The sequence below is a fragment of the Chitinophaga sp. genome (assembly GCF_039596455.1).
GTDB lineage: Bacteria > Bacteroidota > Bacteroidia > Chitinophagales > Chitinophagaceae > Chitinophaga.
Map to the genome: position 1 here is coordinate 56,713 of NZ_JBCNJR010000002.1, position 12,020 is coordinate 68,732.

7 protein-coding genes and 1 tRNA gene are annotated in these 12,020 nt (G+C 50.7%); all 8 read left to right on the top strand.

Annotated features, from left to right (window positions below; all coding sequences use genetic code 11):
• Positions 1-85: 85 nt before the first annotated feature.
• The 8 genes from rpoC to ABDW36_RS10000 all read left to right on the top strand — a co-directional run bounded on the left by rpoC (position 86) and on the right by ABDW36_RS10000 (position 11,852).
• Positions 86-4,381: a DNA-directed RNA polymerase subunit beta' gene (gene rpoC, locus ABDW36_RS09965; protein ID WP_343701747.1), complete on the top strand. Its 4,296-nt coding sequence runs from the start codon at positions 86-88 to the stop codon at positions 4,379-4,381.
• Positions 4,382-4,656: 275 nt separating this feature from the next.
• Entirely contained in the window at positions 4,657-5,655 is a 999-nt protein-coding gene (locus ABDW36_RS09970; protein WP_343701748.1) for a glycerophosphodiester phosphodiesterase family protein, read from the top strand.
• Between the two features lie 176 nt (positions 5,656-5,831).
• Positions 5,832-6,434, top strand: coding sequence for an OmpH family outer membrane protein (locus ABDW36_RS09975; RefSeq protein WP_343701749.1), 603 nt, complete (start codon positions 5,832-5,834; stop codon positions 6,432-6,434).
• Between the two features lie 95 nt (positions 6,435-6,529).
• Positions 6,530-7,951 carry an amino acid permease gene (locus ABDW36_RS09980; RefSeq protein ID WP_343701750.1) on the top strand — a complete coding sequence of 474 codons (1,422 nt, stop codon included), beginning with the start codon at positions 6,530-6,532 and terminating at the stop codon, positions 7,949-7,951.
• A 598-nt stretch (positions 7,952-8,549) separates the two neighbouring features.
• Positions 8,550-9,155 (top strand): DUF4254 domain-containing protein, encoded by a 606-nt coding sequence (locus ABDW36_RS09985; RefSeq protein ID WP_343701751.1) that lies wholly within the window; start codon positions 8,550-8,552, stop codon positions 9,153-9,155.
• Positions 9,139-10,149: a glycosyltransferase family 9 protein gene (locus ABDW36_RS09990; protein ID WP_343701752.1), complete on the top strand. Its 1,011-nt coding sequence runs from the start codon at positions 9,139-9,141 to the stop codon at positions 10,147-10,149. Before ABDW36_RS09985 ends, ABDW36_RS09990 begins: the two co-directional genes overlap by 17 nt.
• A gap of 86 nt (positions 10,150-10,235) precedes the next feature.
• Positions 10,236-10,306: transfer RNA gene (locus ABDW36_RS09995), tRNA-Gln, on the top strand.
• Positions 10,307-10,787: 481 nt separating this feature from the next.
• Entirely contained in the window at positions 10,788-11,852 is a 1,065-nt protein-coding gene (locus ABDW36_RS10000; protein WP_343701753.1) for a substrate-binding domain-containing protein, read from the top strand.
• The last annotated feature ends 168 nt before the right edge of the window (positions 11,853-12,020 follow it).

A 12,020-nucleotide genomic window follows, 5' to 3' on the forward strand; every position in this document is an offset into this window, starting at 1 on the left:
GGGATGCCGTATAATATCATGTGAAGACACAGGCCATGGCAAGACCATGCATCATTTCCAATGAATTTTCTTTAAATAACATACAATGGCCATCAAAAAAGAAAATCGTCCTAAATCAAATTTTAGCAGCATTACCATCAGTCTTGCTTCACCGGATACCATCCTGGAGCGTTCTTATGGCGAAGTGCTGAAACCCGAAACCATCAACTACCGTACTTACAAACCGGAACGTGATGGTTTGTTCTGCGAAAGGATATTCGGTCCCGTAAAGGATTACGAATGTTATTGCGGAAAATACAAACGTATCCGTTATAAAGGCATTGTGTGCGACCGCTGTGGGGTAGAGGTTACAGAGAAAAAGGTGCGTCGTGAAAGAATGGGCCACATCCGCCTGGTTGTGCCCGTTGTACATATCTGGTATTTCAAATCATTACCCAATAAAATCGGTTACCTCCTGGGCATGTCGTCCAAAAAACTGGAAACCATTGTGTACTATGAAAGGTATGTGGTGATCCAGAGCGGCATCAAGCAGGAAAAGGGACTGAACTATGGCGATCTGCTGACGGAAGAAGAGTACCTGGACATCCTGGATACCCTTCCGAAAGACAACCAGCTGCTGCCTGACGAAGACCCGAACAAGTTCATCGCCAAAATGGGCGCTGAAGCGGTAGAAATGATGCTGGCCCGGATAGATCTGGACGGCCTTTCTTACCAGCTCCGCAACCAGGCCGCCACTGAAACTTCCCAGCAACGTAAGGCGGAAGCGCTGAAGCGTTTGAGCGTAGTGGAAGCGTTCCGTGACGCCAATGGCCGTGTAGACAACCGTCCGGAATGGATGGTGATGCAATACATCCCCGTTGTTCCGCCGGAGCTGCGCCCGCTGGTTCCCCTGGACGGCGGCCGTTTTGCGTCTTCCGACCTGAATGACCTGTACCGCCGGGTAATTATCCGTAACAACCGTCTGAAACGCCTGATCGAGATCAAGGCGCCGGAGGTGATCTTGCGTAACGAAAAACGTATGCTGCAGGAAGCTGTGGATTCCCTGTTCGACAACTCTAGGAAATCCAACGCCGTGAAAGCAGAAGGCGGCCGTGCGCTGAAATCGCTCTCTGACGTGCTGAAAGGTAAACAAGGCCGTTTCCGTCAGAACCTGCTCGGTAAACGTGTGGACTACTCCGGCCGTTCCGTAATTGTGGTAGGTCCTGAGCTGAAACTGCACGAGTGCGGTCTGCCGAAAGACATGGCGGCAGAGCTGTTCAAACCGTTCATTATCCGTAAACTCATAGAAAGAGGCATCGTTAAAACGGTGAAATCAGCTAAAAAGCTGGTAGACCGGAAAGAAGCCGTGGTATGGGACATCCTGGAAAACGTACTGAAAGGTCACCCCGTACTGCTCAACCGTGCTCCTACGCTTCACCGTCTCTCCATCCAGGCGTTCCAGCCCAAACTGGTGGAAGGTAAAGCCATTCAGCTGCACCCGCTGGTGTGCTCCGCGTTCAACGCCGACTTTGACGGTGACCAGATGGCGGTACACGTACCGCTGAGCAACGCGGCCATACTGGAAGCACAGCTGCTGATGCTGTCTTCTCACAACATTCTCAACCCGCAGAACGGTACGCCCATCACCCTGCCTTCACAAGACATGGTACTGGGCCTTTACTACATTTCCAAGGGTAAAAAATCTACGGACACTGAAATCGTAAAAGGCGAAGGCAAAGCCTTCTACTCTGCGGAAGAAGTGATCATTGCGCATAACGAAGGCCGTGTAGACCTGCATGCCAACATCCGCGTAAAAGCCGATGTACGCCTGGCCAACGGTACCCTTGAGCGCAAGCTGATAGAAACTACGGTAGGCCGTGTGATCTTCAACCAGTACGTTCCGAAAGAAGCAGGTTTCGTAAATGCCCTGCTGACCAAGAAATCACTGCGTGAGATCATCGGAGACATCATTAAAGCAACAGACATTCCGAAAACTGCGAAGTTCCTGGACGATATCAAACAACTTGGTTTCCGTACAGCCTTCCGCGGTGGTCTGTCTTTCAATATCAATGACCTGATCATCCCCGACGCCAAGCAGCTCATGATTGACGGGGCTTCTAACGAGGTGGATGAAGTGTGGGACAACTACAACATGGGTCTGATCACCAACAACGAGCGTTACAACCAGATCATTGACATCTGGAGCCGTGTGGACACGAAAGTGACCGAAACCCTGATCCGCGAGTTGGCAACAGACAAGCAGGGCTTCAACTCCGTGTACATGATGCTGGATTCCGGCGCCCGTGGTTCCAAACAGCAGATCAAGCAGCTGGCCGGTCTGAGAGGTCTGATGGCCAAGCCGCGTAAGAGCGGCTCTACCGGTTCAGAGATCATTGAGAACCCGATCCTTTCCAACTTTAAAGACGGCCTGAACGTATTGGAGTACTTCATCTCTACGCACGGTGCCCGTAAAGGTCTGGCGGATACGGCGCTGAAAACGGCTGACGCCGGTTACCTGACCCGCCGTCTGGTAGACGTTGCGCAAGACGTGGTGATCACCGAAGAAGATTGCGGCACCCTCCGTGGTATTGCAACATCAGCGCTGAAAGACAATGAGGAAGTGGTAGAACCGCTGTACGACCGTATCCTGGGCCGTACTTCGCTGCATGACGTATTTGACCCGATCTCTGAAGAACTGCTGGTTGCAGCAGGTGAACAGATCACGGAAGAAATAGCGAAAAGCATTGAAGACAGCAGCATAGATTCCGTAGAGATCCGCTCCGTGCTCACCTGCGAAAGCCGCAGGGGCGTGTGCGTGAAATGCTATGGTAAAAACCTGGCCACAGGCTATACCGCACAACGCGGTGATGCCGTAGGCATCATAGCCGCCCAGTCTATCGGTGAGCCTGGTACCCAGCTTACACTGCGTACGTTCCACGTAGGTGGTGTGGCCGGTTCCGCTTCCGTAGAATCTACCCTCACCGCCAAGTTTGACGGTACCGTACAGTTTGACGGCCTGCGTACCACTACCTTCGAAAATGCCGAAGGCGAGAAAGTACAGGTAGTAATTGGCCGTACCGGTGAGCTGAGGATCATGGACGTGAAGAACGACCGCCTGCTGATCACCAACAACGTACCTTACGGTTCTACCCTGAGCGTAAAAGACGGTCAGAAAGTAACCAAAGGCGACGTGATCTGCACATGGGACCCTTTCAACGCCGTTATCGTATCCGAAATTTCCGGTACTACCCGCTTCGACAGCATTGTGGAAGGCATCACCTACCGCGAAGAAGCTGACGAGCAGACCGGCCACCGCGAGAAAGTGGTGATCGAGACCAAAGACAAGAACAAGATCCCGTCCATCATTGTAGATGGCAACAAGGAAGCTAAATCATACAACCTGCCTGTAGGCTCTCACATCGTGATTGAAGAAGGAGACGCCGTAAGGGCCGGCCAGGTAATAGTGAAGATCCCCCGCGTGATCGGCAAGCTGAGAGACATTACCGGTGGTCTGCCGCGTGTAACGGAGCTGTTTGAGGCCCGTAACCCCAGCAACCCCGCTATTGTATCTGAAATTGACGGTGTAGTAGCCTTCGGTAACATCAAACGCGGTAACCGCGAGATCATCATCGAAAGCCGCGAAAGCCAGATCAAGAAGTACCTGGTGCCGCTGACCCGCCACATCCTGGTACAGGACGGCGACTTCGTGAAGGCAGGTACTGCGCTGTCTGACGGCTCCATCACCCCGGCAGATATTCTCTCCATCAAAGGTCCGTTTGCCGTACAGGAGTACCTGGTGAACGAGATCCAGGAAGTATACCGCCTGCAGGGTGTAAAGATCAACGACAAGCACATTGAAGTGATCGTTCGCCAGATGATGCGGAAAGTAACTATCGAAGATCCGGGAGATACCCGCTTCCTGGAAGGCGATACTACAGACAAGTTCGAGTTCTTTGAAGAGAACGACCAGATATTTGACAAGAAAGTGGTAACGGACGCCGGTGAATCAACCAACATGAAAGCCGGTCAGATCGTAACCCTCCGCCAGGTGCGCGAAGAAAACTCCATCCTGCGCCGTGCAGACAAAAAGCTCGTGGAATACCGCGACGCAGAGTCCGCCACGTCCAGCCCGCTGTTGCTGGGTATCACCAAAGCATCACTGGGTACGCATAGCTGGATCTCCGCTGCATCCTTCCAGGAAACCACCAAAGTACTGTCTTCCGCTGCCATCAACGGCAAGTCTGACGACATGCTGGGCCTGAAAGAGAACGTGATCACCGGCCACCTGATACCGGCCGGTACCGGTCTGAGAGAGTTCGAGAACATGATCGTAGGCTCCAAGGAGGAGTACGACATCCTGGCCTCTTCCAAAGAAGTGTTCCAGTTCGACGAAGAAGAATAAGTATTATCCTGACCAGATGAATAAAAAAAGGGGAGCGTACAGCTCCCCTTTTTGTTTTACGGAAGGAACCCGTTTGCCGCTCCTCACTTTTTAATGAGAAATTAATCCCCGGAACCCTGTTTTGATTTTGATTTTCTGGAGGAAGGCCGTATTTTGTAAGCTTATGTAAGCTGATATGAAAGTTTATGAAAATAAACCGTAACATCTTCCCGAAAAAAAATATTAGAAAACATAATACCATGCGTCTACGTTATCGACTTACAAAAAGTCTTTTTATGATGCCCGCCATGCTGGTTGCTGTTGCAGCACATGCCCAGGTACAGCTGAACAACCATAACGTGCCTACAGGTAAAGCGGGCGCCCTCGTGGGGCAGCTTTTTGAGGCCGGCAAGCCCTCCAGGTCTGCCAAACTGGTGGAAGACACCTCCGGGCTGTTTACCATCAGCAAAAAGGGCGAAATACGGCTCAAAAAGAAAGCTTCTTTACGGAAAGAAGACCCTGCTTTTAAATATGCCATTACCGTGTCTACTGCGGCAGGGCAGGAAGGCTTTATACTGGTAAAGGACAATTTCAGCCGTAACAAGGTGGTGGCCCACCGCGGGGCCTGGAAGCACCACGCCGGCAGCCAGAACTCCCTCACTTCTTTCCGTGATGCGGTGCGCCTGGGCTGTGAAGGTTCCGAATTTGACGTATGGCTTTCCTCAGACGGGGTGCCTGTGCTTTCTCATGACCCGCACATTGGCGGTAAAGTGGTGGAAGAGACCACTTTGGCCGAACTGAAAAAAGTGGAGCTGAAAAACGGAGAAGTGGTGCCTACATTTGAAGAGTACATCCAGGAAGGTATGAAGCAGAATACCACCAGGCTGGTGCTGGAGCTGAAACCTTCCAGGATAAGCAAGGAGCGTGGCCAGCAGCTGGCGCAAGCCTGCATGGACCTGATCCGCAAGTACAAATGCGAAGGCTGGATGCTGTACATCAGCTTTGACTATGACATCTGCAAGAAGGTAGTAGCGATAGATCCGTTTGCCAAGGTAGCTTACCTCAACGGCGAAAAATCTCCCGCGGAGCTGGCGGCAGACAAGATCTGGGGCTTTGACTACAACTGGAAAGTGATAGACAAAGACATGAACATCTTCAAGGAGGCCCGCAAGCACAATGTTACCGTCAATATCTGGACGGTAAATGATGCCAAGCAGATGGAGACCTATCTGGCTGCAGGGGCAGACTTCCTGACCACAGACGAACCTGAGATAGCGATTGAAAAAGTGAAATAATTACCGGAGAGCGGGTGCCTGACCTTCCAACACCCGCTCTCATCCTTGTTTTCCCCTTCCCGCCAACATTTTACCCCCATTTCCATTTTAACGTTTTTTTATATCCCAAAAACCTTATTTTAGCCGCCACAACTATTCATTTCTAATCATTAGAGTTAAAAAATCTACCGATCAACATGTACACTCGTCAATTTTTTGTGAAAAACGGACTCATCCTGGCGGCGGTAGCCGGAATATTTGCTGCCTGCCAACAGGGTAATAAACCTGCCGCTGCAAAGGGCGCTGACTCTTCAGCGCAATCAGGCAACGGCATTGAACAGCGGCTGGCATACGTAGATATTGACTCACTTGAAGCACACTACGATTATTTTAAAGAAAAGAAAGCGGAACTGGAGAAGAAGAAAGAGGCCGCCCAAAACGAGATCAGCGGTCGCGAGCGCCAGTTGCAGAACGAGCTGTACGCATTGCAGCAAAAAGCCCCCACCATGACGCAGGCCGAAGGCCAGGCTGCAGAGGCCAGTCTTCAGAAAAAAGCCCAGCAGCATGAGCTGGACCGTCAGAATAAATATGCGCAATTGCAGACGCAGGAAGCACAATTCAATGAAGACCTGCAGAAGCGGCTGGATGAAACTATCAAGAAATACAACGCAGACAAGCGTTATTCTTTCATTTTCTCTTACCGCGCCGGCGCCAGCAACATCCTGTATAAAGATGAGGCGTATGATATCACTAAAGACGTGATCAAGGAATTGAACGCTGCCGCTCCCGCTAAAAAATAATGCAGGAATGCTGAAATATATTAAATTTAATCCCGGCCATAACAGCCGGGATTTTTTTATCAACCTACGTATTCACAACAATATCAACCGCTACCATGTCAACTAACCAAGAAAACGCCTTTAAACCAAGCCTCAGCCTGGTGGATGCCACCATGATCGTTGCCGGGTCCATGATTGGGTCCGGTATTTTTATTGTTTCTGCGGAAGTAGCGCGTTCCATGGGCTCTGCCGGGTGGATGATGGCTATGTGGGTGTTGGCCGGCGTGGTAACGCTGATTGCCGCCCTCAGTTATGGCGAGTTGTCTGGCATGTTTCCCAAGGCCGGCGGGCAGTACGTGTACCTGCGCGAGGCCTATAACCCGTTTATTGCTTTCCTTTTCGGCTGGACGCAGTTTGGCGTGATCCAGACAGGTACCATTGCGGCCGTGGCCATGGCCTTTGCCAAGTACGTAGGCTACCTGGCCCCGGAACTGGGGGAAGGCAACGTGCTGTTCTCCATTGGTGTGTTCAAACTGTCTGTAGCGCAACTGGTGGCCATAGCCTCCATCATTGTGCTTACCTATATCAATACAAAAGGGGTGAAAAACGGGAAGATCATCCAGACCGTGTTCACCTTCACCAAATTGTTTTCTCTCTTCGGGCTGATCATTTTCGGGTTGCTGGTAGGTGCGAAGGCGGAGATATGGAATGCGAACTGGGCAAATGCCTGGAATAGCGCCAGCCTCCAGATGTCAGATAACGGTGAGGTAATGGCCACCGCCCTCACCAGCCTTGCATTTTTCGGTGCCATAGCCGTCTCCATGAAAGGTACCCTGTTTTCCAGCGACGCCTGGAATAACGTAACCTTTATTGCCGGAGAGATCAGGAACCCGCAGAAAAATATAGGTCGTGCCCTGTTCCTGGGCACTTTCATTGTGACCATTATTTACGTAGCCGCCAACCTGATGTACCTGGCGGTGCTGCCTTTCAATGAAATTGCCTTTGCCGCGCAGGACAGGGTGGGCGTGGCTGCCGCGGAACGTATATTTGGCGTCGGCATTGGCGCGGTAACCATAGCGGTGATGATCATTATTTCCACTTTTGGCTGCAATAACGGCCTCATCCTTTCCGGTGCGCGCATTTATTATACCATGGCAAAAGACGGCCTGTTCTTCAAAAAAGCCGGTGACCTGAACCAGTTCAACGTGCCCGGCTACGGCCTGTGGGTGCAATGCATCTGGGCCAGCCTGCTTTGCCTGAGCGGGCGTTATAATGACCTGCTGGCCATGGTGATTTTCGGTGTGCTGGTATTTTACGTGATCACCATACTGGGCATTTTTGTGCTGCGCAGAACGCGGCCGGAAATACCCCGCAGCTACAAGGCCTTCGGTTACCCTGTGCTGCCCGCGCTTTACGTGCTGATAGCCTCCGCGCTGGCGCTGTTGCTGCTGAAATATGAATGGCAGTACGCCATACCGGGCCTGGGTATTATCTTGTTAGGCATCCCGCTGTATTTCATAGCGTTAAGAAGAAAATAACAATACAAGGCCCCGGCAACGGGGCTTTTTTTATTCGTATGCCCGGTGGCGTTAGCTTGCTGAGAACCTTTAAACACCGGGTTTACAACGGTTTGCAAAACCGGTTTTGAAATTTTTGAAAAAATGCCCCACTGCAAAACGGTGGCAGCAGTGCGTGCTAACTTTATACAAGCCTCCGGGAAGAAAGGAGGGAATGCCAATTTAGTCCTGACTAATGCATAACAGTGTAACTGCGGCGTATAACCCGAAAAGACAATACCTGTAGAGAAGATATAACCAGACGAGACACGGAAAATCCGCACCACCGGTTTTCCAGAAATTATGTTGATCATGCTTTGTTATTGGCTTGTTGCTGTCGTCACCAACAAGCTGATAACAGGCATGTTCAAAAAATCAATTCAAGTTGCTAATGATTATTTAAGAGCCCACTTTCAGAGAACCATTAAGAGCCTACACAATTGCATTCTCGAACATTCACATGATTTATGCCCGGCACATTGTATCTACGATGTGCTTTTTTTTTGCCCTTCAGCCGTTTCTGGATTTAAATGCCAAAAAAGGCATATTGCCTGAAAGTTAAGTTGATTACATTTGTTGCATGTTTACCGCACTTTGCATCCGCATTTTTGACCAGAGCATTGCTGACTATCACCGCTATGATGATATTCACAGGGCTATTGAGAATCCGTACGAAAAAACCGCCATTGAACACCTGTTATATGCCAAAAACTGGATAGACACCGTGCAATGGCACCTGGAAGACGTGATCCGCAACCCGCAAATAGACCCGGCAGAAGCGCTGGGCCTCAAGCGCTGGATAGACCGTTCCAACCAGGAGCGGACAGATATGGTGGAATACATAGACAGCTACTTCCTTGACAAGTACAAGGACGTAACGCCCAAGCCCGGCGCCGCCATCAATACAGAAAGCCCCGCCTGGGCCATAGACCGCCTTTCCATTCTGAGCCTGAAGATCTACCACATGCGGGAGGAAGCCACCCGCGCGGATGCTACCGAAGAGCACCGCCGAGCCTGCCAGGCCAAGCTGGACGTGTTGCTGGAGCAGCAGCGAGACCTCTCTACCGCTATTGAAGAGCTGCTGGAAGATATTCTCCAGGGCCGCAAATACATGAAAGTGTACAAGCAGATGAAGATGTACAACGACCCTTCGCTTAACCCCGTACTGTATGGCCAAAAGCCGTAGTTCACATACCATTCTCGCTATTCGCTTTTCGGCCATGGGAGATGTGGCCATGACCATTCCTGTAATGCGGGAAGTGCTGGCCGCCAACCCGGAGCTGACCATCGTTTTTGTGACCAACAAGAACTGGGGCGCTTTGTGTGAAGGCATTCCCCGGCTGGTTTTTTATCCGGCAGACCTGAAAGGGGTGCATAAAGGCGTGCCAGGCCTCTACAGGCTGTTTGCCGCCCTGCGTAGAGACCACCCCGGCATCAGCGCGGTGGCAGACCTGCACCATGTACTGCGCTCCCGCATTGTTCGCTCGTTTTACCGCTTTTTAGGCATTCCCGTGGCGGTGATAGACAAGGGACGTGCAGGAAAGAAGGCGCTAACCCGGAAAGAAAACAAGGTGCTGGAACCGCTGGAAACCACTATTTCCCGGTACCGCAGAGTATTTGCTGCCCTGGGCCTGCAAACGGCCGCTGTGGCGCCTGTTCACCGTCAATTACCTGCCCGGAAGCAGGTAGGGATAGCGCCTTTTGCAACATATAAAGAGAAAACATATCCATTGGCCAAAATGGAGGAAGTGATACGGCAATTGCTGGAGCGGGAAGAGGCAGATATCCTCCTGTTCGGAGGCGGCCATCATGAAGTGGAACAGCTGCAGCAGCTTGCGGAAAAATACCCGGCGCTTACCGTTGTGGCCGGCCGCCACAGCCTGCAGCAGGAGCTGAACATCATCAGCCAGCTGCATGTAATGGTAAGCATGGACTCTGCCAATATGCACCTGGCCTCATTGTTTGGTGTGCCGGTGGTATCTGTATGGGGCGCCACGCATCCCTACGCCGGTTTTATGGGCTTTGGCCAGCCGGAAAAAAACGCCGTACAGATAGACCTTTATTGCCGGCCCTGCTCCGTGTTCGGTAACAAACCCTGCTTCCGCGGAGACCATGCCTGCATGGAGCAGCTGGCCCCGGAACGTGTAGTGGAGCGGGTGCGTGAAATACTGGCGGGGTAAGGGATTGGGGCGATTTGGTCAAAAAAAGAGCAAGATTTTTTTGCAGAAATGAAAAAAAGTATACTTTTGCAATCCCAACGAACGATTGCCTCATAGTATAATGGTAGTACGACAGATTTTGGTTCTGTTTGTCTTGGTTCGAATCCAGGTGAGGCAACAACAATAGAGCAGTTCGAATACTATCGGAAAATGACGCTCAACAATCTTTAAACCCGCTGCGAACGCAATTGCAGCGGGTTTTTTTGTTAGCATAGCTTACTTTATTGTCTCACTGTGCCAGCCGGTTCCCACCTGGCCTGTCTCTCACCTGCTTTATACGCCTGTATAGCAAGTCAATGCCAAGAGTGCCTTCCATGCCATAGTCTCGGTAGCCATGTCATATACATTTTCCAGTTTATAATTGTCTGCCAGTACATAAAAGGTTACAGCGCGCAGAAGTTGTACTTCACTGTTCCATGTTTTTTTTGTGAGAAAACAGAAAAGGTAATGCTCAGGGCGAATAAGAGAAGCGCAAGTCTCATAAATGGGATACGGGTTTACATCTTTTAAATGCAGGAAAAATTGTCCGGAACGCTCCGGAACTGCCGCCGCACAATTTTTCCCCGGATATGTTATATTATTGTAGCACAAATGGTGCTATGAATAAAAAAGATGCCAATGAACTGTCTGGCGTAAAGGAAATTGCGAGAAGGGCCGGGGTATCTGCCGCTACGGTAGACCGGGTGATCCATAAACGGAAGGGCGTTTCAGACAAAACGCGTGACAGGATCAACGCCATTATTGCGGAGCTGAACTACCAGCCCAACCTGCATGCGCAGCGGCTGGCCTCCCGCAAGGTAGTGCATATTGCCACCCTCATCCCGGAAAGCTCTGATGAAACCAGCTTCTGGGTGGGGCCGTTGAAAGGTATTGAGGAAGCGGAAGCGGAAGTGATGCAGTACAGCGTGAAGGTGCACAAATACTTTTATAACCAGAACAATAAGAAGTCTTTTGTAAAACAGGCCAAGGCCATCCTGAAAGCCAGACCAGACGGGGTTTTGCTGGCGCCTTCCTTTATGGAGGAATCCGTACATTTTGTAACGGACTGTGAAGCGCAGGGCATTCCTTATGTGCTGATGGACTCAGACATTCCAGGCCGCAGCAATATGAGCTACATTGGGCCTGACCTTTACCAGAGCGGCCTGCTGGCGGCTCACCTTAGCAGTTACCTGCTGCAGGAGAATGACAAGGTGCTGATCGTCAATATTTCAAAGGAGATAGACAGTGATCACCACCTGCTGCGCAAGGAAGAAGGATTCAGGGCATATTATAAGGAGCATGGGCGGGAGGGCATCATCATCAAGCGTGATATTCACCAGCTGGACCATGCTTCCATAGAGGCCGGCATCTCTAAAGAGCTGCAACGGCACAAGAATATCCGCGTTATTTTTGTGACAAATTCCCGCGTGTCTGCCGTGGCGGCTTACGTACAGCGGCTGCCGCAGAAGGTGATACTGATCGGGTACGATTTTCTGAAGGAAAACATTGATTACCTGCATGACCGTACCATAGATTTCCTGATCTGCCAGAAACCCCAGCAGCAGGCATACAAGGGCGTGATGGCCCTGTACCAGCATATTGCATTTTCCGCTCCTTTAGGTAAGGTACACTACATGCCTATTGATATCATTACCAAGGAAAACTTCTCGTCTTATGAAAAATAAGCGGCCGGCAGAGCGGGGTGAAATTTTTTTTCTTCCCCCGTTCAGTAACCAAAACCGGCCATGGTATTGTATTCCCATCCAAAAAACGGCGCAAAAAACAGCTATAAATTCATCCTGAAATCAAGAAAATTGAAAATTTTTTAAAATTTACGGGCACGTGCCCGTAAA